19 protein-coding genes are annotated in these 23,609 nt (G+C 36.2%); 11 read left to right on the forward strand and 8 right to left on the reverse strand.

Annotated features, from left to right (window positions below; all coding sequences use genetic code 11):
- Positions 1-5: 5 nt before the first annotated feature.
- Positions 6-3,374, reverse strand: a complete 3,369-nt coding sequence (locus BM012_RS18665) for a hypothetical protein (RefSeq protein WP_061802415.1) — start codon at positions 3,372-3,374, stop codon at positions 6-8.
- Positions 3,375-3,582: 208 nt separating this feature from the next.
- Here BM012_RS18665 and nirB point away from each other — a divergent pair, with 208 nt between their 5' ends.
- The 3 genes from nirB to BM012_RS18680 all read left to right on the forward strand — a co-directional run bounded on the left by nirB (position 3,583) and on the right by BM012_RS18680 (position 8,998).
- Positions 3,583-5,901: a nitrite reductase large subunit NirB gene (nirB, locus tag BM012_RS18670; RefSeq protein WP_061802416.1), complete on the forward strand. Its 2,319-nt coding sequence runs from the start codon at positions 3,583-3,585 to the stop codon at positions 5,899-5,901.
- Positions 5,902-5,927: 26 nt separating this feature from the next.
- The gene (gene nasC, locus BM012_RS18675) at positions 5,928-8,075 is read left to right on the forward strand and encodes an assimilatory nitrate reductase catalytic subunit NasC (protein ID WP_061802417.1); all 2,148 of its coding nucleotides are present in this window, start codon (positions 5,928-5,930) and stop codon (positions 8,073-8,075) included.
- Between the two features lie 185 nt (positions 8,076-8,260).
- Positions 8,261-8,998: a polysaccharide deacetylase family protein gene (locus BM012_RS18680; RefSeq protein ID WP_061802418.1), complete on the forward strand. Its 738-nt coding sequence runs from the start codon at positions 8,261-8,263 to the stop codon at positions 8,996-8,998.
- 41 nt (positions 8,999-9,039) lie between these two features.
- On the opposite strand, the gene BM012_RS18685 is transcribed toward BM012_RS18680, so the two are convergent.
- The 6 genes from BM012_RS18685 to BM012_RS18710 form a co-directional block, all read right to left on the reverse strand.
- Positions 9,040-9,828, reverse strand: a complete 789-nt coding sequence (locus BM012_RS18685) for a zinc-dependent metalloprotease (protein WP_061802419.1) — start codon at positions 9,826-9,828, stop codon at positions 9,040-9,042.
- Positions 9,829-9,968: 140 nt separating this feature from the next.
- Positions 9,969-11,525, reverse strand: a complete 1,557-nt coding sequence (locus BM012_RS18690) for an ABC-F family ATP-binding cassette domain-containing protein (RefSeq protein ID WP_061802420.1) — start codon at positions 11,523-11,525, stop codon at positions 9,969-9,971.
- Positions 11,526-11,686: 161 nt separating this feature from the next.
- Positions 11,687-12,505 (reverse strand): alpha/beta fold hydrolase, encoded by an 819-nt coding sequence (locus BM012_RS18695; protein WP_061802421.1) that lies wholly within the window; start codon positions 12,503-12,505, stop codon positions 11,687-11,689.
- 94 nt (positions 12,506-12,599) lie between these two features.
- Positions 12,600-13,346: a flagellar motor protein MotB gene (motB, locus tag BM012_RS18700; RefSeq protein ID WP_061802422.1), complete on the reverse strand. Its 747-nt coding sequence runs from the start codon at positions 13,344-13,346 to the stop codon at positions 12,600-12,602.
- Positions 13,339-14,142, reverse strand: coding sequence for a flagellar motor stator protein MotA (motA, locus tag BM012_RS18705; RefSeq protein WP_061802423.1), 804 nt, complete (start codon positions 14,140-14,142; stop codon positions 13,339-13,341). The genes motB and motA overlap by 8 nt, the downstream gene beginning before the upstream one ends.
- A 156-nt stretch (positions 14,143-14,298) precedes the next feature.
- Complete coding sequence (locus tag BM012_RS18710) at positions 14,299-15,684, reverse strand: 2-hydroxycarboxylate transporter family protein (RefSeq protein WP_061802424.1); 1,386 nt, start codon at positions 15,682-15,684, stop codon at positions 14,299-14,301.
- Positions 15,685-16,093: 409 nt separating this feature from the next.
- On the opposite strand from BM012_RS18710, the gene BM012_RS18715 reads away from it, so the two are divergent.
- From BM012_RS18715 to BM012_RS18750, 8 genes are all read left to right on the forward strand, one after another.
- On the forward strand, positions 16,094-17,278 hold the full coding sequence (locus BM012_RS18715; protein ID WP_082802474.1) for an aminotransferase class I/II-fold pyridoxal phosphate-dependent enzyme: 1,185 nt from the start codon (positions 16,094-16,096) through the stop codon (positions 17,276-17,278).
- Between the two features lie 265 nt (positions 17,279-17,543).
- Positions 17,544-18,155 carry a TerD family protein gene (locus BM012_RS18720; RefSeq protein WP_061802425.1) on the forward strand — a complete coding sequence of 204 codons (612 nt, stop codon included), beginning with the start codon at positions 17,544-17,546 and terminating at the stop codon, positions 18,153-18,155.
- 55 nt (positions 18,156-18,210) lie between these two features.
- Positions 18,211-18,789 carry a TerD family protein gene (locus BM012_RS18725; protein ID WP_061802426.1) on the forward strand — a complete coding sequence of 193 codons (579 nt, stop codon included), beginning with the start codon at positions 18,211-18,213 and terminating at the stop codon, positions 18,787-18,789.
- A 65-nt stretch (positions 18,790-18,854) separates the two neighbouring features.
- Complete coding sequence (locus BM012_RS18730; protein WP_061802427.1) at positions 18,855-19,433, forward strand: TerD family protein; 579 nt, start codon at positions 18,855-18,857, stop codon at positions 19,431-19,433.
- Positions 19,434-19,465: 32 nt separating this feature from the next.
- A complete protein-coding gene (locus BM012_RS18735; protein WP_061802428.1) occupies positions 19,466-20,236 on the forward strand; it encodes a TerC family protein in 771 nt (256 codons plus the stop codon).
- Between the two features lie 185 nt (positions 20,237-20,421).
- Positions 20,422-20,634 carry a helix-turn-helix domain-containing protein gene (locus BM012_RS18740; protein ID WP_061802429.1) on the forward strand — a complete coding sequence of 71 codons (213 nt, stop codon included), beginning with the start codon at positions 20,422-20,424 and terminating at the stop codon, positions 20,632-20,634.
- A gap of 21 nt (positions 20,635-20,655) precedes the next feature.
- Positions 20,656-22,260: a YceG family protein gene (locus BM012_RS18745; RefSeq protein ID WP_061802430.1), complete on the forward strand. Its 1,605-nt coding sequence runs from the start codon at positions 20,656-20,658 to the stop codon at positions 22,258-22,260.
- A 14-nt stretch (positions 22,261-22,274) separates the two neighbouring features.
- Positions 22,275-23,360 carry a toxic anion resistance protein gene (locus tag BM012_RS18750; RefSeq protein WP_061802431.1) on the forward strand — a complete coding sequence of 362 codons (1,086 nt, stop codon included), beginning with the start codon at positions 22,275-22,277 and terminating at the stop codon, positions 23,358-23,360.
- A gap of 40 nt (positions 23,361-23,400) precedes the next feature.
- On the opposite strand, the gene BM012_RS26530 is transcribed toward BM012_RS18750, so the two are convergent.
- Complete coding sequence (locus BM012_RS26530; RefSeq protein ID WP_161939273.1) at positions 23,401-23,556, reverse strand: hypothetical protein; 156 nt, start codon at positions 23,554-23,556, stop codon at positions 23,401-23,403.
- Between the last annotated feature and the right edge of the window lie 53 nt (positions 23,557-23,609).

A 23,609-nucleotide genomic window follows, 5' to 3' on the forward strand; every position in this document is an offset into this window, starting at 1 on the left:
ACAACTTATGACCACTTTTTGAACCAGGTTTTAATTCTATCTTTATTCCGTTTTAAAATCTCTTGTGATGTTGTTTGATCTTTTTGCTTAAGCCATTCGAAGAAACTAGCAACAGTAATTAAGAAGCCTCCACCTAGAATAAGATAAAGCCACCAAGGTAGATTTCCCCACAAACTATCGGTTTGCAAATAGATATTTAACAGGATAGTTCCAATTCCGCCTAAGAAATAAGATTTAAATTTCAAAATAAATCCTATTATAGCTGAGAGGACTGCTAACGCCCCGAGCAAAATAGCATCATTTACTGTGTTGCTGTTCAGCGCGTCTATAATAAGAACAAGGAAGAAGATGCAAACAGAACCAATTTCAATTAATCCCATTGAGTGACTAGGAGGGAAAAGCATTCTGAATATAAATGTCCAAATAACGATGATTGGGACAGCATATACTTCAAGCTCAATAAGCGCTGGTATATCAATATGATTCAAAACAACGCTATATGGATAGAAAGCCGTAGCAATAATGAGCGCTCTGTACCCTTTTTCAACCTTTGTTAACTTATATTGTATTGATAAAGCAAAAATGTACAAAGGAACAAAGATACTTGTTAGAAACTGAGCCCAAAAGCTTTCAGGACTTGAAAATATCCTTACATTTAAGACGATAATATAAAGAAATCCAAACATCTGATAAGGAAGAACTTTTATCGATATCTTCTCTTCTTCCTTCCAACGGTAATTGAAAATTAGCATAAGCAAGATAAGCAAAAGGCTTACAGCCATACCTACTATTGCTGTTGATGAGAAGATAAATCTCATATAAAATACGGTTCCACAAAATAGAGGAAAAATGATTTGTATATAGAGATGTCTCTTATTCAACAGATAAATCATAAAGGAAATAAGCGAAACAACAACAAGAAAGTTCTTAAAATCAACAACTCCAGCTGTTTCTCCTAAATAAACCAGAATAGACAACGTCAAAATTCCAAAACAATAATGCTCAAAAATAGCTTTCCAAGGCCCTTTTGTTTTTAACCATAGCAAAGCTGCTAGAAGGGCTGTTAATGAAAATCCATGCGCATAGTAGAAATCGGGATTACTAATTTCCTCAACAACAGATAGCAAGCTTATACAAACAGTTGAAAGGCCAAAAAATGTGAATAAATATTTTTGCCAAAGTTTTTCACTGTAGAAAGCACTAACGGCGTAACATATGACGGGTAGTATATATAAATAGCTGTCTATTGTTGTGAGCGCATCAAAAAGTATGGTGAAAAATAGACTTAAAGATGTTACACAATGACTCATCCAAAAAACAACAAAGTGACCGTACGTGCTATATTTTTTTACCGCATAGGAGAGAGCTAAAAATAGTACGCCACCTGTTAGAAGAAAACTTGCATATGACTGAGCTGTTTGCCACTGGAAAATATTTAACAGAGATAGATAAGTGAACAAACTTGAAAGGGTTAATGGAAGCCATAAATAGCGTAATTTGAATGTTCGTAGTGTGAGCATATAAAGAAGAATGCCACCAAGGAAAATTAAAGTTGGTGTACTATCTTGTAATATAAACCCTTCATATAAAAGAGTGAAAAGGGCTACAGCATATGAGTTATGAGCAACAATGAAAAATGGTTTGAAAAAAGGACTAAGATTTCCTTTCTTTATGATAAAAGCCATGCTCACCATCACAAGTGCACAAAGTGCAAAATGTCCACTTGCTCCTACACTTTCCATATACGTGTCTGTGTTCACAATACCCAGAAAGCAAAGGAGAGAAAGCAAAAGGCTAATCGGAACTCCATATAGACTAAGAGATCGATCCTTTTCTTTCTTGAAGGTTAAGAAAAAGATTAGAGTTAACAACATAAATGCGACAACAAGACTTTCCCACTCTAGTCTTGCAAGCATATCAGATAATACAAAAAGCCCTGTTAATACTGGAACAATTACTCCACCGAGCTGAAATACTTCCCACTGCTTTTTACTATATAAAAAGCAGCAAATGTAAAGAGCAGCAGCGATGCAAAAAGTTATCCAATCTTTCATTAGATGTGATAAACCTAAGCCTTCTGTACTTCTAAAAATAAAGAAAACAAAGAGTGTTAAAGTTGAAATCGAAAACAGGTTGTTTTTCATATAAAGTGTGACAAAAAACTGCTGTAACGTAAGCAAAGCAAGTGAACATAAATATTCAACACTCGGCTGTAAAGAAAATTCGCTAACATGAATGTAAAACAAAGCAGAAAGCGTTAATCCAACGAATGAGTATTGAAAGTTACGAGCTAAAACAGCGTTTCTCTTTAAAAAAATGTAAAGAACAATAAAAAATAACGGTAGCATAGAAATAGCGATAGAATTAATTTCAGTGAGAATTGTCGTGTTTATGAACAAAACATATCCCCAAACAAAAGATAAACTAAATCCAATATGATATAGAAAATGCCATCCTTTTAAAAACATCATCAGAAAGAGAATAGAAAGAAGCAAAAGTGCAGTTGCATATAAAGCAGAATGATGATAGAGACAAAGAATAACGAATGCTTCTGCTGTAATTTTTATTTTAAGAAAAGAGTTCGCATTTTCTTTAAAAACAGCAAATGATTTTCTTTCTTTAATTTTTTTACTCATAAAAGTTAGTAGAATGTTGACTAAAACGAGAGCAACAAAGAAACTTTCAGCATTTGGTGTGACATAAATCAGTCCAGTAATAATAGCCATTGTAAACATAATAAGAGATAAGACAGTAAATATTTTAGACTGAAAGCGTTCTGCGATTCTCTTGTATAAAAAGAAAAGTACTAGTCCTATTAGTAACCCTAAAAACCACCGACCTTCCCCGTATAGCGAAAAGTAAGAACCAAATAGTTCATAATAAGCAGCTGAGACAATGGTTATTGGAATAAACAAGCTAGCAAGAGTTAGAAAAGCGAAAGCAGTTTGCGAGATTTTTAGTTTATAAGATAAAACACTCATGGCGAAAAATACAACAGCAATCAAGCTTATAAAGAAGACCTTTGCGCCATCTCCCAAACTCCCCCAACTACTTGTAGCAAGAATAAGTCCGCCAAACAGTAAGAGAATAACACCTGTTACAAGAATTGCTGTAATATTGCGCTCGCGAATTTGCTCAGGTGTTTTCGGTTCTTTGGCCTTCACAATAAGTTCTTCTTTTTCGGGTTCTTTTTCTTCTATTTGTGAAGTTGTTTCTATTTTTATAACCTGTTTAGCTTTTTCATCATCCTGATAGCGCTTGTAAGAAGCAAGAACTGCATCATGTTGTGTAGATGTGATATAGTTTTTAGTTTCTAAGGTATGTAGTTCTTCTTCAAAGATTTTCTCTCTTTGTTGAGCTGACAATTTTTCCATACGTTCCCCTCCTTTAACATAAAATACGTTTTCTCCGTATATAGACGAATCTGTTATTTAATTAGTTTCCTTTTTATCCGATAAATGAAAATAAAAGTAAGATAAAGGGATTTTATAAGAACATGTGAGAATATTTAACATCATTTATCCAATTTTCAAGCACATATGAAATAATAAAAAATAAATCGTTTAGGCTGGAGGGTAAAAGATGCAAAGGGAAAAGTTGGTTTTGATTGGAAACGGAATGGCTGGAATTAGATGTATTGAAGAAATTCTGAAGCGAAGTGATTTATTTGATATTACTGTTTTTGGATCTGAACCGTATACAAACTACAATCGTATTTTGCTTTCAACAGTCCTTCAAGGAGATACCTCAATCGGAGACATTATGCTTCATCAGCGGTCTTGGTATGAAGAGAATAGAATTACGCTTTTTACAGGAGAGACCGTTACAAAGATTAATAGAAATGAAAAAACAATTTTTACAGACCAAGGTCGGACTGTTGCCTACGATAAATTAATTATTGCTACAGGATCATCACCTTTTATTCTTCCTATTTCGGGGGCTGATATGGAAGGAGTAAAATCTTTCCGTACAATTAAAGATTGCGAAGAAATAATAAGAGCCTCTGAGCAGTATAAGAAAGCTATTGTTATTGGAGGTGGGCTACTTGGATTGGAAGCTGCAAGAGGATTAATGAATTTAGGGATGAAAGTTAATGTTGTTCATCTTGCAGATGCTCTGATGAACCGACAACTTGATATGGTTGCTGCTAAGATGTTGAAAAAAGAGCTTGAGCGGCAAGGAATGAACTTTCTTTTAGAGAAAAACACAGCCGAAATTGTTGGTAATCAACGAGTTGAAGAGATACATTTCACAGATGGAAGCAAAGTTGAAGCAGATTTGGTGGTTATGGCTGCAGGGGTAAAACCAAATGTTGAGGTAGCAAGAGAGAGCGGACTTACAGTAAATCGAGGAATTGTTGTAAATGATTATCTACAAACAGAAGACTGTGATATTTATGCTGTAGGAGAGTGCTGTGAACACAATGGTATTGTTTATGGGCTTGTAAAACCTCTTTATGAACAAGGCAGGGTGCTCGCAGATCATATTTGTCAGCAAGGGGGAAAAGGATATCAAGGAACCATTTTATCTACCCAATTAAAAATATCTGGAGTAGATTTATTTTCTGTTGGGGACTTTGAGGACGCTAACGGAACGCAAGCTGTATGCGTGCTAGATGAAACTAAATCTATCTATAAGAAATTAGTATTTAAAAACGATATTTTAGTTGGAGCTGTGTTATTTGGGAGTACAAAAGAGGGACCAGGATTATTAGAAATGATGATTAAAAAGCAAGATGTTTCAGAAATTGATAAACTAAGTTTGCTTCAAAGTAGTGGAGAAAGTTCAGCAGTTTGTTCAATGGCTCAAGAAGAAACGATTTGTCATTGCAATAATGTAACAAAAGGAGCCATTATTGAAGCTGTAACAGAGAAAGATCTTCAAACGATAGAGGAAGTGAAAGGCTGTACAAAAGCTTCAAGCTCGTGCGGAGGCTGTAAACCGCTTCTTACAGAACTTTTCTCTTATATTAAAAATGACGATTTTGAAGAATTTGTTGTAAAGCAATCAATGTGTCAATGCACGACGCTAACAGAAGATGAAGTGATTCAACAAATACAAGAGCATAGACTTACTTCATTTGAAAGCATAGTTCAAGAATTGAAATGGAGTAATAAAAAAGGATGTTTAAAATGTCAAAAAGCATTGCAGTACTATTTAAAAATTATGTATCCAGAGTTGCAACAACAAAAGAGTGAATCGGGTTATCCACAGTTGCAAAAGGACGGCACATATTCACTTACTCCTCAATTTTATGGAGGAGTAGCAAACATTGAAGACCTTCAGCATGTCTTAGATATAGCTAAAAAGTATAACGTCTCAAACATTTCTTTCTCTCATGAACAGCGTATTGAATTGCATGGCATAAAAAGAGAGAATATTCGAGATATTTTAACTTCTCTTCATCTACCAATCTTAACACAAGACCAAACAATGGTTACAATTAAAAGAGCTTCATATCGGAACGAGTGTGAGTGCGAACAAAAATCTATTTTTCCTCTTTCATATAAGTTAGATCAAGCATTTGAACGATTAACAATGCCAAATCGTTTAGCTATTGGACTTTCTTCATGTGTTCATGAAGAACATCAGCTAAGTGGCCAAGACATTCTTATTATTGGGGAAGAAAGAGGCTTTGAAACGTATACTAAAATACCAAATGAATCTTCGTCACACTTGCTTTTTATTGCAAAAGATCATGAGGAAAGTGTTGAAATGATGAAAGCACTTATTCAATACTACCGGGAAACGGCAAGCTATCTAGAGGAATTCGGAGGATGGGTGCAGAGATTAACAGATGTTCATATACGAGAAGTATTGTTCGAACAGAACTTTAGAGATTTATTATGTGAGAGACTTCACCAAGACCAAAGCAGAAAAGCTAGTAGTTTACAGCAATAAATTAAGGAAAAAAGTGAGGTTAGAATATGACGGAAATGTTGCTGAAGTACTTTCGGGAGAAGCAAGAAAAAGTACAGTCAGAAAGAGTATATGATGCACAGTGTCCATATTGTAGCATGCAGTGTAAGATGCAGCTTGTTGAGCAATCTATCGTAACAAGAACAAAGCATATGACAATCGCTCAAGATAACCCAACTTCCCATGGGAGAATATGTATTAAAGGTATGAATGCTCATCAGCATGCTCTTCATAGCGAGCGTATAACATCACCTCTTTTAAAAGTTGGAGGAGAGTTTGTTAAGATTTCATGGAATCAAGCATTTACGTATATTGGTGAAAAATTTCGTAACTTAAAAGAAAAGTATGGAAAAGACTCACTTTCTGCGTACGGAGGAGGCTCTCTAACAAACGAGACTTCTTATTTGCTGGGCAAGTTTGCTCGTGTTGCCCTTCAAACAAAATATATTGATTATAATGGTCGCTTTTGTATGGCAGCTGCTGCTTCTGCTGCTAAGGAAGCTTTAGGAATTGACCGTGGGTTTACGAATGAAATATCGGAAATTAAAGAAGCAGAATGTATTATATTAGTTGGCACAAATATTGCAGAATGTCAGCCAACAATTATGCCATATTTCGAGGAAGCAAAAGAAAATGGAGCATACATTATTGCAATTGATCCCCGCAGTACAGCTACAACAGAGACAGCTCATCTTCATTTGAAGATAAAACCAGGAAAAGATGCTCTATTAGCAAACGCTCTCTTAAAAATTCTTATTGAAGAGGATTTGATTGATGAATCGTTCATTAACAATCGCGTAAAAGGGTGGCAAGAAGTAAAAGAGTATGTGGAAAGGTTAAGTTTAGATCATATTGCAGAAGAAACGGGAATTGATCTTTCCCTTATAAGAAAAGCTGGAAGGAAGTTTGGAGAAGCAAATGCAAGCATGCTTTTCACAGCTCGTGGTGTTGAGCAGCAAATTGATGGTCACGATGCTGTAAGAGGATTTTTGAATCTATTATTAGCAACAGGAAATTTCGGAAAGAAAGGAGCAGGGTACGGAGCAATTACAGGGCAAGGAAATGGTCAAGGTGGGAGAGAGCATGGTCAAAAGGCAGATCAGCTTCCAGGGTATCGTTCAATTGAAAATATTGAACATAGAAAATACATTGCTAACATTTGGGGGGTAGAGGAAAGCGAGCTTCCTCATAAAGGGGTATCTGCTTACGAGATGATGGGGAAAATTCATGAGGGTGAAATAAAAGGAATGCTTCTTATGGGATCAAATCCTATTGTTTCGAATCCAAATGCCAACTATGTGAAAAAAGCCATTGAAAGTTTAGAATTTTTAGTTGCAGTTGATATGTTTGTATCTGAAACTGCTCAGCTTGCAGATGTAATTTTACCCTGTACCTCATATCTTGAAAACAAAGGAACGCTCACAAATCTCGAAGGGCGTGTTATGCTTCGCGAAGGTGCTCGTCCAGCCCCAGGAGAAGCTAAGAATGACTGGGCCATCCTACGTGGAATAGCGAGGGAGCTTGGAAAAGAACAGTACTTTGCATTTTCTGATGTTGAGGAGATTTTTGATGAACTCCGTCTTGCCAGCAAGGGGGGAAGTGCTGATTACTATGGCATCACATATGAACGAATAAAGAGTAAACAAGGGATTCTTTGGCCCTGTCCATCAGAGGAGCATGGAGGGACAGCTCGATTGTTTGAGAATAAATTTATGAATAGCGATGAGAAAGCCGTTATGAAAGTTATCGGACATAAGGAAAGTAGAAAAGAAGTAGTAACAGAACAGTATCCTCTTTATTTAACAACAGGACGAATTATGTCTCACTATCTTACAGGTGTGCAAACAAGAAAAACATCAGCTTTAGAAGCGCGGAATTTCGAGTCCTTTATTGAAATTCACCCTTCAACAGCAGCCTACTATGGAATCGAAGACCAAACGCTTGTTAAAGTGAGGTCTGAACGTGGGGAAATTGTTGTAAGAAGTAAATTTTCGACAGCTATCCGCCAAGATACGGTGTTTGTACCTTTTCACTGGGGGGAAGATCAAAATGTTAATATGCTCATCCCCGAAGAGCTTGATCCTATATGCCGGATTCCAGGTTTTAAATTAGGAACCGTAACGATTACACCAATTCATTCTCCTATATTAAATTAAAAAGAAAAGAGCAGGAAAAGGTTCCCGCTCTTTTCTTATTTTCTACAATAGGAGACAATATTTTCGGGGAAATATCTTTTTGTTGTTTTTTTGGAAAAGATGTCGATGCATAGTAAAGGGCTTCGTATAGAAAAGAAGAGAACAGCAAATACTACATCATTATGACGAATGTAGGAGTGTATCGTATGAGAACATTACTGACGGGTATAGTCTGCATTTTCCTTTTATCAATATTACAGCCAATCGAAAGCAATGCAGCAAAGGGAAGGAGAGAGTTTGAACAAACAGGTAACGTGATTTGGGACATCCCAACACGTAAAAAAATTGTAGCTATTACGTTTGATGATGGTCCTCATGCTGTGTACACCCCTGAAATCCTTTCTATTCTTGAAGAATATAATGCAAAAGCAACTTTTTTCGTAGTCGGTTCAAGAGTAAAAAATTATAAAAGTATTGTCCGAAGAGAAGTTGGAGCAGGTCATGAGGTCGAGAATCATACTTTTACCCATCATAGTTTAAGTGGAATGAGCAGCAAAGAAGTCCAGGAAGAAATCCAAAAGGCTCATCAAACAATTACAAGTATCACAAACCAACGTCCTACTTTTTTTAGACCTGTTGGTGGATTATATAATGACACCGTAGTTGATGCAGCAGTTGACGAAGGATATCGAGTCATTTTGTGGTCATGGCATCAAGACTCTAAAGATTGGCAGCAGCCTGGCGTCGATAAAATTGTTCAAAATGTACTTTCAGGTGTAAGGCCAGGTGATGTGGTCCTTTTTCATGATGCAGGAGGAAATCGAACTCAAACAATAAAGGCGTTGCCTATTATTCTTTCTCATCTTCAAAAGCAGGGATATAAGTTTGTAACCGTTTCTCAGCTTTTACAACAAACAGGACATGATAAAATTCCGTCCTTTTAACGTTAAGAAAGCTTCTCTTTAAAAAAGAGAAGCTTTTTTGTTTAGTTTCCGTACCAAATTTTATTTTTTTCTATCGTTTCGTTATGTTCAGGGTCCCAATAGTCTACAGAATAAGCATAGTCATAGTTCATAATACATTTGATCCCACTTCCTTGTGGATCATGACCAAGTCCAAAGTTATGGGAAAGTTCATGTTGGGTAGCTTTTGCTGTATTAGCTGTTCCTTGGTCTAAATTCACACTTATCGCACTTCCAAAAGGTTCAGAGTTATAAACGTAACCAATTCCACCTGCATCAAAATTAGCATCACGAGTAAATCCTATAACAAAGTCGTATTCTTGACCATCCCAGTCTTTTGAAAGGTCTGCAAGAATTTGTTCACTGTTTTGTCCTGAAGATCCCCATTCTCCTAACCCTTTTACTTCAAAATCAATATTATGATCTCGATTAAATGCATCGTCCGCTTTTTCCACGATAGATTGAATCCGGCTCTGCCAATCAGGATATGCTGCTTTATATTCTTCATCAGCGACAGCAAGAACTGTTACTTTTTGTGTACCTTGATCAGTTGTTGAAGATGAATTTGTCGAATCAGCTGTTTTTTCAAATACTTTTTGATCAATTATTTGTCCATTTTTATTTAAAACATTTGCTTTAACTGTTTTTTCAGTTTTAGGGTGTTCTGTTAAGTTTGTGAATTCACGATGCTGTGGAAGCTTGTCTCTTATGTATTGAGGGGCTGTGTTCGTTTCCTCATGAGCATCAACAAATCCAAAAGGAATAAAGCTTGCGCTAAGAATAAGGGAAAGAATGAAAGCAGATTTTTTCACGTGTTGTCCTCCTAATATAGTAAACTTCTATACTACTATTCGACAAAAGGAGACATTTTCCTTTGAAAAAATACATATAATTAAATAATATTAAAATTGTTTTTGCAAAAAAAGATGATATGCCTTCTTGGCATACCATCTTAAAATACTTTTGTTGTCCAGCTTTCACAATTCCAGCTATCTGTTACAATGTCTTCATAAAATTCAGGTTCGTGGCAAATAAGCAGAACGCTTCCTTTGTAGTCTTTAATAGCACGTTTAAGTTCAGCTTTTGCTTCAACATCCAAATGGTTTGTTGGCTCATCTAGAACAAGTACATTTGTCTCTTGATTAATGAGTTTACATAGCCGTACTTTTGCTTTTTCTCCACCGCTTAGTACTTCAACTTTACTTTCAATATGTTTAGTTGTTAACCCGCATTTGGCAAGCGTTGCACGTACTTCATATTGAGTAAATGAAGGGAACTCTTGCCAAATTTCTTCAATACAAGTACGGTTTGATGGGTTTTTAACTTCTTGTTCAAAATAACCAATTTCAAGGTAATCTCCGCGCTCAACCTCACCTGAGACGGGCTTATTTTCTCCTAAGATGCTTTTTAAAAGCGTTGTTTTCCCAATACCATTAGCACCAAATAAAGCGATTTTTTGTCCTCGTTCCATTCGAAGATTCAGTGGTTTTGAGAGGGGTTCATCGTATCCAATAACAAGGTCTTTTGTTTCAAAAATAACCTTGTTTGCTGTACGTCCCTCTTTAAAGCGAAATTCTGGTTTTGGTTTCTCAGCAGCCAGTTCGATAACATCCATCTTATCAAGTTTTTTCTGACGAGACATAGCCATATTACGCGTTGAAACACGTGCTTTATTACGAGCAACAAAGTCCTTTAAATCAGAGATTTCTTGTTGCTGTTTCTTATAAGCTGCTTGAAGTTGCTGTTTCTTTACTTCATATACTTCTAGGAAATGATTATAATCGCCAACATAGCGATTAAGCTCTTGATTTTCCATATGATAAATTAAGTTAACAACGCTGTTTAGGAAAGGAATGTCGTGTGAGATAAGAACAAATGCATTTTCATAGTCCAATAAATAGCGTTTTAGCCATTCGATATGCTGTTCATCAAGATAGTTTGTTGGCTCATCAAGTAGTAGAATATCGGGTTTTTCAAGCAGTAGCTTAGCTAATAAAACTTTTGTACGTTGTCCACCGCTCAAATCTTGAACATCCCGATCGAGCCCAATATCTTCTAAACCTAATCCACGGGCAATTTCTTCTACCTTTGCATCGATTACATAAAAATCATTGTTTGTTAACGTATCTTGAATGACACCTACTTCTTCAAGCATTTTCTCTAGCTCTTCAGGTGTGACATCACCCATCTTCTCGTACATTCCGTTCATCTCAGATTCTAGGTCGAACAGATATTGAAAAGCGCTTTTTAATACATCACGGATTGTTAATCCACGCTTTAAAACCGTATGTTGATCTAAATAGCCGACGCGCACTTTTTTAGCCCACTCTACTTTTCCTGCATCAGGTTCAAGCTGACCTGTAATAATATTCATGAAAGTTGATTTGCCTTCTCCGTTTGCACCGACCAAACCAATGTGCTCACCTTTTAAAAGGCGAAATGAAACATTATCAAAAATTGCTCTGTCACCAAACCCGTGACTTAGGTCTTTTACTGTTAAAATACTCATGTTTTACACCTTTTCTTCTTGTTATTCTTAATAAGTTTAACCTTTTAAAACCTTAACAATGTTTTTCTCTCTAGTCCATCTTATTGGAGGAGAAGAGAAATTAAAAGGGATATTTAAAGGAAAAACTTCTTTTTTCTTCTTGCAAAAAGAAAAACCTTCTTTTACGAAGATTTTTCAGTTGCGAAGTTTCTGATTGCTTCAGTGAAACGATGAGGCTGCTCTCCAACTAGAAAGTGTGTACACCCTTCAAAAGGAAGGAGAGTGGAATGTTTAATGTGCTGCGCCATATATTGGGCAGTGTCTTCTGAGTAAAGGGTGCTTTTTGTTCCATATATAATAAGGGAGGGAACAGTAATCGAAGGAAGAACATCACGATAGTCGTTTGCACTCATTGAAAGCCACATTGCTGCCATAACATGTGGAAGATTATCTTCTTTTAAATGGAAAAGTTGTTCAATTTGTTCTTCTGTTAAATAAGGAATTGTAGCTTTTATAAATGTTTTAGCATATGAAGGCCAATCTTCAAAAATAGTTGTGAGGGCATTAAAGTTGTCTTTTTCCGTAAATGAGCCATGATAAAGACCAAGTTTCCACGTTTTATCATTTAGCAATTTAGGTGTCATATCAACAAAACAAACCTTTGAGATATGTTCTTGATTAAAATGGCGAAGATACTCAAAGATAACAGAAGTACCCATGGACCATCCAACAAGAAGGACATCTTCTAATTCTAGATGCTCCAGTAATTCTTTTAAATCTTTGGCAAAAGTATGAAGAGATAAGCCTTGCTGAGGTTTGTCTGACTTTCCATGTCCTCGCAAATCATATGTAACAACATGATAATCATCACAGAGCTGTTGTTCTTGAATTAAGAAAGCTTCGTGACTATTTGACCATCCATGAATTAATACAATGGGTTTGCCAGTTCCTTTTGTACGGTAATAAAGGCGAGTACCATCTTTTGTATGAAAAAAAGCCACTGTTATTCCTCCTTAAAGAGAATCCAAAAATAGGATTTTCTTTTATTATAAGGCAGAAGGGAAAACAATGGCTAACAATAGGTTTTAAAAATGATTATTCACTTGGCTTTGAAGATGGGGTAATTAAAATTTCTACACGACGATTTTTTTCTCGACCTTCAGATGTATTATTTGATGCAATTGGATGATATTGTCCATAACCCCTCACACTAAACCATTGGGGATTCAATTTTTTGTTCTCAAGAAGCACTTTCATAAAGTTAAGTGCGCGCATTGAGCTTAACTCCCAGTTAGAAGAAAAGTTAGCATTTGAAATAGGAATATTATCAGTATAGCCTGCAATTACAATCTGTTTTGGCGGATTGATGACAAGTAACTTTGAAATATCTTGTGCAACTTTATAGTTTGCTTGTTGCACTTCGGCACTTCCAGAAGTGAAAAATACATCATTTAAAATTGTGATTTTTAATCCATCGTCTGAAAGAGTTGTTTGAAGCTTATCATGAAGTCCAGAATTGCTTATATATTCATCTACTTTCTGCTGTAACCCCGATAATTCTTCATTTGGACTGTTTCCTTCTTCAGTATTGGCACCTTTTGGCAGAGAATCATTAGAAACAGCAGGGGGGACAGAAGATGTTTCGTCTAATACTCCTGTTCCACCATCAAATGCTTCATTAAAAGAGCTTGCGAACTGCTTCATTTTCTCCGCATCTATGCTACTACTTGCAAATAAAACAACAAAAAGAGCTAAAAGAAGAGTCAGTAAATCTGCATAAGGAATGAGCCACGATTCATCAACATGGTCATCATGGTTTTTAGATTTTCTTTTCCTAGCCATCTGCTTCACCTTGCTGACTATCTCTTCTTGCTAATACTTTCTCACGTTCACTAATCGACAAAAATGAAGCAAGCTTGCGTTCAATTACAGCTGGAGCTTGTCCTTCTACAATAGACATAACTCCTTCAATCATTAAGTATCGGATATTTACTTCATATTTAGATTTTCGTTTTAATTTGTTTGCAAAAGGGTGCCATAGTACGTAGCCTGTAAAAATACCAAATAGTGTAGCAACGAAAGCAGCACTAATAGCATGACCAAGTTTATCAATATCGCTCATATCAGCAAGAGCTGCAATAAGGCCAACAACAGCTCCTAAAACACCAAGTGTAGGTGCATATGTGCCAGCTTGTGTAAATATGGATGCACCTGTATGATGGCGATCTTCCATTGCTTCAATTTCTTCTGTCATTACGTCGCGGATAAAGTCATGCGGCTGGCCATCAACAGCTAGATTTAAACCGTTCTTTAAAAATGGGTCATCAATTTCTTCCACTTTACTTTCAAGAGCTAATAGTCCTTCTCTTCGTGCAAGAGAAGAAAGCTCTACAAAAAGAGGAATAAGTGTTTCTACATTTAAGCTATTATTTTCTTTAAATAAGATTCCAAAGAGCTTTGGCACTTTTTTAATATCCTGTGTTGGAAAAGCAATTGTTACTGCTCCAACGGTTCCAAGCACAATGATTAGCAAGGCAGGAATGTTGAATAATACCGTTACATTCACACCTTTTAAAATCATCCCAACAAAAACAGCAATGATTCCAACAATTAAACCAATGAAAGAAGTTTTATCCATAGTATGCTAGCCACCTAATTACATTTATTAAAGATTACAGTTGATGTGCTCTTCTACTCTTTTCATCGACAATTTTTAGAAGATATTAATACTTTGAAAAGGAAAAAATAAAAACCCAGAAAGAGAGCTTCTCTTTCTGGGTTTTTAAGTTTAAGTTTACATAAACATGCCAAGTAAAAGTGTTGCAATAATAACGGTTGCTGCTCCGCCAATACGAGTAGAAATTTGCGCAAAAGGCATTAATCCCATACGATTTGAAGCTGATAGGATAGCAACATCTCCAGTACCGCCAAGGCCGCTGTGACAGCCTGTTACGATAGCAGATTCAACAGGATACATCTTCATCAGTTTACCAACGAAGAATCCCGCAGTAACCATTGCTAATACAACAGAAGCGCAAACAACAACATATCCAACTGTTAAAACAGCAGCAACATCTTCTAGTGGAATATAAAGCAATCCTAAACCAACCATAAGTGGCCATGTAAGATTTGTTGAAATGAATTTGTATAGATTATATGTTCCATCTTCCATTTTCTTTGGAAGTAGTTGAAATATTTTAACGAGTGCAGCCGCGAAGATCATGATGATTGGACCTGGTACGTTGAGTCCAAATGCTTTATCCAACAAACCATGAACAAGACTACCCGTAATAAAGAATGTACAGGCAATTAAAAGACCAGCGCCCATAAGAGAAAAGTCAATTTTACGTTTTTCATTCATTGCTTTTAATAATTCTTCATCATTACCTGTTTTAACAAGCATTCCTTGTCCATTTAAATGTGGCTTTTTCTCACCAAGGTTTTTCATAAAACCAGCACAGATGATAGCACACACGTTACCAATAATGGCAGCTGGAATGAGCTGTGATACAAGTGAAGCAGATGATTCTCCAAGAATTTGTGAATATCCTAGTGAAAGAGGTAAGATACCTTCTCCAATTCCCCCTGAAATAATTGGAACAACAATGAAGAAAAATGTATGTGCTGGATCATATCCAAAAAGCATACCAACTAAAACACCCACAACAACTGCACTAATCGTTCCAACAATAAGTGGGACAGCCATTCGCATGAATCCTTGTACAAGAACAAGACGGTGCATTCCTAAAATACTACCAGCAACAAGGCAGGAAATATAGAAATATAAGAAGTTAGATGTCTTCATTAATGTTGTAACCGCTTCCATGGAAGAATCATTCATCCAACCTAGGAAAACGAATAGTGATGGAATAAACAATGACATGATAGCAGGGCCACCAATGTTTTTCAAAATTGGTACTTTCATACCAATATCCCCTAAAAGAAATCCAGCAACCATAATAATTGCGAATCCACCAATCATATCAGGCGGAAGTTGATTGTAAATTGCAGCCGCAATAACGATAGCTGAAAAAAGAACATAAAGCGGTAAAGGAAGTGGACCTACCTTAATATCCATAAGCTTTTGAAAGAAATTTTTATTATTATTATCTGGTGAAAAAGTAACCGTTTCCATTTCTCTAGCGTTTTGCATCGTAATACCCCCTTGCTTAATGTTAATTTCATTTTAATATTGTGACGATAGTTTGAACATTTTATTAAACTATTTATAAAAGTTTTGAAACTAAAAAAATAGATTTTTATCATTTAAAAAGCTACAAATTCAGAAAAGTTGTAGAGGAATACTTTGTTGATTCTAATAGAATAAAATCCTTGATAATATAAGTTTTTTACTTCTCTAAAATAGAATAAAAGTGAATGAACATAAAAAGAGGTAAAATTTAGTTTAAATTATCAAAAAAATGAAATGGTTTACATTTTGGAAGTGAATTTACATTTTTTAATTAAAGAAAATAAAATAACAAACGATATGATAAATATAGTAATGGTGTAAAAAGTAGGATAAACAGATTTTTGAAAATAGGAGCATATACATATAGAGAGAAAGCATTGTGAGGAGGCGGTGGTTCGTGAAAGGAAAACAACGTATGAACACAAAGCTTGTGCACGATGTTGAACAATTGCAAGAAGAGACGAAAAGTTTATCTTTTCCCATTTTTCAAACCTCTACATTTTCCTTTGAAACAGCCCAGCAAGGTGAAAAAAGATTTCTTGGAGAAGAAGCAGGATATATGTATTCCCGACTAGGGAACCCAACTGTTTCAGCTCTTGAGAGAAAGATAGCTGAGCTTGAAGGTGGTTTTTCTTGTCTTTCTTTTGGTTCCGGCATGGCAGCGGTTTCCGCTGTATTATCTTCTCTTACGAAGGCAGGTGATCATGTTATATGTTCAAGTGGCATATACGGATGTACGTATACGCTTCTGGAATTTATGAAAAAGAAATACAATATTACTTATGACTTCTGTCAAATGGACACGAAGCGAAGCATAGAAGGACTTATTCGGCCTGAAACAGCCTGTATTTTTATTGAAACTCCTATAAATCCTACAATGGAAATTGTTGATTTGGAGCTTATAGCTCGTATTGCGAAAGCACACCACATTCCCGTTGTTGTCGACAATACATTTAGTTCTCCATATATTCAAAGGCCTTTAGAATGGGGGTGTAATATTGTCATTCATAGCGCTACTAAATATTTAGGAGGACATGGAGATGTAGTTGCAGGACTTGTTGTAGGTGGAGAAGAGTGCATGAAAGAGATGAAAAAGTCTGTTCATAAAGATATGGGTGGAATTCTTTCTCCTTTTGATGCTTGGCTCTTGTTACGAGGAATTAAAACGCTTGGTGTGCGTCTTGATAGGCAATGTTTAAATGCTGAAAAACTTATGAACCGACTAAGTAAACATAGAGCAATTGAAAATGTTTACTATCCTTTTGATCCTAATCATGCTCATTATAAAATTGCCAAGAAGCAAATGAGTCTTGGCGGAGGGATTATTTCGTTTGAGATTAAAGGAGGGAAAGAAGAAGCACAAGCGTTTCTTAACGCTTTATCATGGATTAAAATCGCGGTAAGCCTCGGAGATGTTGAAACACTAATTCAACATCCAGCTACAATGACCCATGCAGGTATTCCACTAAAAGAGCGCGAACGAATGGGAATTACAAATGGACTGATTCGATTATCAGTTGGAATTGAAGAATGGCAAGATATATGGAAGGATTTAAAAAACGCACTGGATCGTATTCAATAGAAGAAACTAAAAATGCTCTACTGTTTTTTAAAAAGAAGAAGTGACCAAGCGACACCCTTGTGATAGCTTGGTCACTTTTATGATTAGAGAACAAATTTCTACAAAAAACGAAACCTTCTTCTATATTGTTCGTATTACATATTAAGACTTATTTATCTAAGGGGTTTGGAGTATAGCAATTTGATAAAACTAGTAAACTATAATACGATAAATAGGTGAGGAAATCACGTTAACGTGATTTTTGAAATGACAAGGAGGGAATCCAATGGCGATTACGCTTCAAAAAGGTCAGCGTATTGATTTGACAAAAGGAAATCCAACACTTTCCAACATCTTAATTGGATTAGGATGGGATCCTGTTCAATCGAGCGGTGGCGGAGGGCTTTTAAGCTCTTTGTTTGGAGGCGGAAATAAAGCTCCAAACGTTGATTGTGATGCTTCAGTTCTTATGTTACAAGATGACAAAATTACAAAAAAAGAGCAGCTTATCTATTTTGGTAACTTAAAAAGCTCATGTGGAAGTGTAACACACAGTGGAGACAACTTAACAGGTGAGGGAGCTGGGGATGACGAGCAAATTTTAGTGAGTTTGCAAGATATTCCATCTTACATAAACAAACTTGTTTTTGTTGTTAATATTTATGATTGTGTTCGTCGTAAACAAGATTTTGGAATGCTCAAAAATGCTTATATTCGCGTTCAAAACCAAGATAACGGTGAACAGCTTCTCCGCTTTAATCTAAGTGATGATTACAGCGGAAAGACAAGTCTTGTTGTAGCAGAAATCTATCGTCATGGTAGCGACTGGAAGTTTGGTGCGATTGGTGATGGAACAAAAGATACAAACCTTCAAGAACTTGTTCGTAGTTATTCTTAAGATGTATTGAAGAAAGGCTATTTGTTTACTTTCATATAAAAAGGAGAGAAAAATCATGGCTATTTCATTATCAAAGGGACAAAAAATTGACTTAACAAAAACAAATCCGGGATTAACAAAAGTTACAGTTGGTTTAGGATGGGATACAAATAAATATGATGGAGGAAAGGACTTCGATCTAGATAGTTCTTGCTTTCTATTAGATGCATCTGGAAAGTGCCCATCTGAAGGAGAGTTTATCTTCTATAATCAGCCAAAGCATTCAAGCGGTGCTGTTGAACATACAGGAGATAATCGAACTGGAGAAGGATCCGGAGACGACGAACAAGTTGCTGTTGATTTACAGGCTGTTCCTTCAAATATTGAAAAGATTGCTTTTGTCATTACGATTCACGATGGTGAAGCGCGTAGCCAAAACTTTGGACAAGTTTCAAACAGCTTTGTTCGTATTCTAGATCAGCAGTCTAATAAAGAACTTATTCGCTACGATTTAGGAGAAGACTTCTCGATTGAGACAGCTGTTGTAGTTGGTGAACTTTACCGTCATGGTGGAGAGTGGAAATTCGCTGCTGTTGGTTCTGGTTACCAAGGTGGGCTTGCTTCACTTGTTAAAGACTACGGTTTAGATGTGTAAATAAAACAACTGGTCGGTGCTCATTCAGCACCGGCTTTTCTCAGAATAAAAAAGGAGGAATAACAATGTCAATTTCATTATCAAAAGGTCAGCGCATTGATTTAACAAAAACAAATCCTGGGTTAGTAAAAGGAATCATTGGACTTGGTTGGGATTTGAATCAATACGATGGCGGTGCTGGATTTGACCTTGATGCATCTGCTTTTTTAGCTGATGAAAAAGGAAACTGTCAAAATGATCATGATTTTATTTTTTATAACAATTTAAAACATCCAAGTGGTGGTGTCGAGCATACTGGAGACAATCGGACAGGAGAAGGCTCAGGAGATGATGAGCAACTTTTCGTTGACTTTTCAAAAATTCCTGAAAACATTCACAGAGTAGGTATTACTGTTACTATTCATGATGCCGAAAGCCGCAACCAAAACTTTGGACAAGTTTCAAATGCTTTTGTTAGATTCGTTGATGAAGTAACAGGGAAAGAACTGATCCGTTATGATTTAGGAGAAGATTTTTCCATCGAAACAGCCGTTGTAGTATGTGAGCTTTATCGTCATAATGGAGATTGGAAATTCAATGCCATTGGCAGTGGGTTTTCTGGTGGTTTAGCTGCTCTTTGCCGTAACTATGGCTTAGAGGTATAACAGCTGCTTTTCATCTAGTAGGAGGAATAGATATGGAAATTTTACACAAAATGCTTCATACCTATGCACAAGCTTTTGACTTGCATGCATGGGCTGAAGTATTAACAGATCCCGTTTCTTGGGGGTTAATTGGTACACTTGTTATTTTAGAAGGTTTGTTATCTGCAGATAATGCTCTTGTATTAGCAACAATGGTAAAGCCGTTGCCAGCAGACAAGCAAAAAAAGGCATTAACTTACGGACTTTTTGGAGCCGTATTTTTTAGATTCTTATTCATTGGGCTAGGCATGTTCCTTATTAAATTCTGGTGGATTAAAGTGTTAGGTGCCGCCTATCTTGCTTGGCTTGTTATCTCGCATTTCTTCCTTAATGGAAATGATGAAGGTGGAGCAAAGAAACCAGGATTTTTAGTACGTGTATTTGGCGTTTTCTGGGGAACAGTTATCGCTGTTGAATTGATGGATCTTGCCTTTTCAGTAGATAGTATTTTAGCTGCCCTTGCAATTTCTGAGAAAGTTTGGGTTCTTTTATTAGGCGGAGTTCTTGGGATTATTATGATGCGTACTGTTGCCGGATTTTTCTTACGTCTAATGGATCGTATTCCAGAATTAGAACATACTGCTTTTATATTAATTGCCATTATTGCTTTAAAAATGTTCGCAAGCGTATTCCATTATGAATTGCCGCATACTGCATTCTTTATTATTGTTATTTTAGCATTTGTTATTACATTTATTATTCATAAGCGAAATCAGAAAAAGCATCACATGGAAGAAGTTGCTGCTTCAAAAGAGGACGAGTAAGTAATAAAAAAGAAGGAGTCTTTATGTCTCCTTCTTTTTGTAACTCATGACTGAAGAAAGCGGTGTCTTTCAATGCATCTATTTAATCAAGCTACACTATACGATAGGTTTCTTATGATTTGGGAGGGACATCCATATGAATAAAAGCCAACTTTATTTTAGTAATAGAAAGAATGTTGTGATAGATGATAACACTAAATAAAATTAATTTAAGCAGCAATCATATTTTAAGTTCAGCACAAGCTTGTGAAGAATGGGGAATTAACTCATCAACATTAAGGAAAAGGGTTCAAGATTTTCCGGTAGGAAGTATTCGGAAATTTGGGAACTGCTATGCAGTGACTCGCTCTGGCATGGTTGCAGTTTTTGGTCACCCTAAAAACCCTAAAAACAAATGATAGCAGAAAGGAGGAGAAAGCATGGTTGGGCAAAAAATGAATATTTCCCACTATCCATTCCAAACCGGTAGCTGGGGGGGGCAAATAGAGAAGCCGCTAAAAGAGAGACCTAGTTATAGTGAAGAAGAAGGTCTTGCATTTTCCACGATTGGCGCTCGCATTATTGGCATCACTCATGATGAAACAGAGTATTATATTAAGCTTTATGAGTTGGCTCAAAAACAGGATGTTCATATATTAAGTGAGGAGCTAGATAAAACTATTTCTCAAGAAAGGTTCCAAGCAATCCAGAAAATCCATATGGTTAACCAGAGAGAGAACGGATTATCCATTAACCGCTTTGTTGCTTTTTTAGAAGGTGAACAACTTATCCCCAAACATGAAAATCCGCTCTTTCATCGTCATATTCGTTTATCCTTTATGGAAGTATTAAAACACTTTGATCAACACTATGGTTTCGCACATGAGGACTTCAGGCGCGTCTTTTTAGATTTAATGAAGTGGTCTTGGAATCATCTTGATTCATGGTTAAAAACATATTCTATTCTTGAGAAACCACCTTGTATTGTATGGTATGGAGATATGAATAAAAGTCAGGTGTATTTTTTCTATTATTTAGCTTTACTTGGCTTTGACATTATCATTTTCCATCCGGGCGGAGAAGATGATTTCTCGTTAATAGATGAGAAAGAGATATTTACAGATGTTGTGAAACATCCAATTAACGGGGAAATCAAACCTTTTCCAACAGAAGAACCCGAGCGAAAGGGAACAGTTGCTTACAAAGCTTCACAAGAAATGCATCATACGATTCATCATGAGGGTTCTTCCCTTTATAAACCTTGGCAATTTCGTGATTACGTGCCAACGGCTGTCACACTTAAAACAACGTATGATGAGACATTTATTCTAGCAAAAGAGAGAGCATTTATTCGGCCGAACTTTTCCGTTCAGAACGAACAAGTTCGTATTCCAAATTTATTTGCTAAAATTATGGGAGTATCGCATAGTGAACGTGAATATTGGGATCGTGTTCAAACCCTAACAGAATATGAAGAAGCATCGCTTGTCCAATCGTTTCCGTTCACGACAGAAATTCAAGCAAACTATCAATATCACTATCAACACTGCCTAAACCGAGATGGTGAGCTTGACGAAGAGAAGATGAGAAGAAGCAACTGGTGGAAATATGAGCATTTGCCAGAAGGATTACAAAAAGGGATAGCAACGGCAATTGCTAATACATGCAAAACAACAAATTGGCTTACAAAACAAGGAGAAACAGAAGAAGAGGCTAAGCTTTATCTTTTTACTCAAATTACATCAATTCCAACGTTTGTATTAGAATTGATGCAGAAGTTTGATTATGCGCAAGAAATACCAAAGCTTGTCTTATATTGTAATGAAAAAAATGGCGTTCTTTCTCGTTCAGACGCAGCTCTTCTGCTTCTTTTAAATGAATTTGGCTTTGATCTTTTCCTTTATAATCCACAAGGTCATAATGATTTAGAGCTTTATCTTAATAGCGAATGCTTTGATACACACTGGCTAGATGAAATGGTGTTTGGGCAAGATTTTAAGCAACCTTCCATCTTTCGTAAAGTATTAAAATCTATGAAAAAGTAGAAAGGAAGATTATCATGACAAATTCAAATACAGGATTAGTAACAACAGAGCCTGTTGATCAGTTAACAGAAGTCACAGCAGATGAAACGAGGCTTGAGCTTCGTAAAGAACCAGAAGTGCAGCAACTTGCACAAAGTATTGATTACAGAAATCAAACGGCTTTATTAGAATTCGGGAAAGAGCCTGCTGTGCAGCTTTCTCAGTTTTCAGATCAAATCTTATCAATGATGCGAGCGTCTGAGATGAATGACTCAAGTACAATGCTAAAACAGCTTGGTAAATTAATGGACAAATTCGATAAGAATGATTTTGAAGAAAAGAAAGGGTTTTTAGGCAAAATTTTTAAACGTGGCGAAAAGATGATTGATAAGATTTTTGCTAAATATCAAACACTTGGAAAAGAAATTGATAAAATTCATGGAGAGATTTCAGGCTACAAAGATAAGATGGTGCAAACAACAAATACGTTAGAAGATATGTACCAACACAATATTGCATACTACTTAGATTTAGAAAAATATATTGTTGCTGGTGGACTTAAAGTGGATGAGCTTAAGTCAGAGGTCTCGGAGTTAGAGAAAAAAGCAGCAGGCGGAAACCAAATGGCATCAATGCAGCTTGATACATTAAATAACAGCATTCAAGCACTTGAGGAACGAATCTATGATTTAGAAATGGCACGTATCGTTGCTGTTCAAACAGCGCCACAAATTCGGATGCTTCAGCGGGGGAATACAAAGCTGATTGGTAAAGTGAACTCGGCCTTTATTACAACTATTCCAATCTTCAAAAATGGTATCATTCAAGCTGTGGCGGCAAAACGCCAAAAGCTTGTGGCGGATTCATTAAGTGAGCTTGATCGTCGTACAAATGAAATGATCTTAAAAAATGCTCAAAATATTTCAACACAAAGTACGGAAATTGCTCGTATGTCTGGTCAGCCTAGCGTGAAAATTGAGACGCTTGAAGAATCTTGGAACATCATTAGGAAAGGGATGGAAGAGACGCAGGCGATTGAAGAGGAAAACAAACGTCTTCGTGAAGATGGTACAAAACGCGTTATGCAGCTTCAGGATAAGATGAAAAACTATGGAAAGTAAATAAGAAGCCAGACCTTCCCTCTAGGAAGATCTGGCTTTTTTATATGCTTTCATCTTTGTTGTGTGAGGATGGCAAAGCATCTACTTTTTTAGATTGACTAGAGTCAACTAAAGAACGGAACAGAACGATAAAAATAGCTGTCACGGCAAAGAATAGGACAAGAATCCCAAGTGTAGCAAGCAGCATATTTAGCATAAGCATTCCTCCTTTTTATAGATGTATGCACGTATCATGTTTTCTTTTCCTTA

The organism is Priestia endophytica DSM 13796 (genome assembly GCF_900115845.1).
Classification (GTDB): domain Bacteria; phylum Bacillota; class Bacilli; order Bacillales; family Bacillaceae_H; genus Bacillus_I; species Bacillus_I endophytica.

What these genes read in the sequence shown, in the direction of transcription:
- motB (WP_061802422.1), bottom strand. Translation starts at nt 13,346, where the DNA reads ATGGCTAGGAAAAGAAAATCTAAAAACCATGATGACCATGTTGATGAA.
- BM012_RS18750 (WP_061802431.1), top strand. Translation starts at nt 22,275, where the DNA reads ATGACAAATTCAAATACAGGATTAGTAACAACAGAGCCTGTTGATCAG.
- nasC (WP_061802417.1), top strand. Translation starts at nt 5,928, where the DNA reads ATGACGGAAATGTTGCTGAAGTACTTTCGGGAGAAGCAAGAAAAAGTA.
- motA (WP_061802423.1), bottom strand. Translation starts at nt 14,142, where the DNA reads ATGGATAAAACTTCTTTCATTGGTTTAATTGTTGGAATCATTGCTGTT.
- BM012_RS18740 (WP_061802429.1), top strand. Translation starts at nt 20,422, where the DNA reads ATGATAACACTAAATAAAATTAATTTAAGCAGCAATCATATTTTAAGT.
- BM012_RS18745 (WP_061802430.1), top strand. Translation starts at nt 20,656, where the DNA reads ATGGTTGGGCAAAAAATGAATATTTCCCACTATCCATTCCAAACCGGT.
- BM012_RS18690 (WP_061802420.1), bottom strand. Translation starts at nt 11,525, where the DNA reads ATGAGTATTTTAACAGTAAAAGACCTAAGTCACGGGTTTGGTGACAGA.
- BM012_RS18730 (WP_061802427.1), top strand. Translation starts at nt 18,855, where the DNA reads ATGTCAATTTCATTATCAAAAGGTCAGCGCATTGATTTAACAAAAACA.
- BM012_RS18665 (WP_061802415.1), bottom strand. Translation starts at nt 3,374, where the DNA reads ATGGAAAAATTGTCAGCTCAACAAAGAGAGAAAATCTTTGAAGAAGAA.
- BM012_RS18725 (WP_061802426.1), top strand. Translation starts at nt 18,211, where the DNA reads ATGGCTATTTCATTATCAAAGGGACAAAAAATTGACTTAACAAAAACA.
- BM012_RS26530 (WP_161939273.1), bottom strand. Translation starts at nt 23,556, where the DNA reads ATGCTAAATATGCTGCTTGCTACACTTGGGATTCTTGTCCTATTCTTT.
- BM012_RS18680 (WP_061802418.1), top strand. Translation starts at nt 8,261, where the DNA reads ATGAGAACATTACTGACGGGTATAGTCTGCATTTTCCTTTTATCAATA.
- BM012_RS18735 (WP_061802428.1), top strand. Translation starts at nt 19,466, where the DNA reads ATGGAAATTTTACACAAAATGCTTCATACCTATGCACAAGCTTTTGAC.
- nirB (WP_061802416.1), top strand. Translation starts at nt 3,583, where the DNA reads ATGCAAAGGGAAAAGTTGGTTTTGATTGGAAACGGAATGGCTGGAATT.
- BM012_RS18720 (WP_061802425.1), top strand. Translation starts at nt 17,544, where the DNA reads ATGGCGATTACGCTTCAAAAAGGTCAGCGTATTGATTTGACAAAAGGA.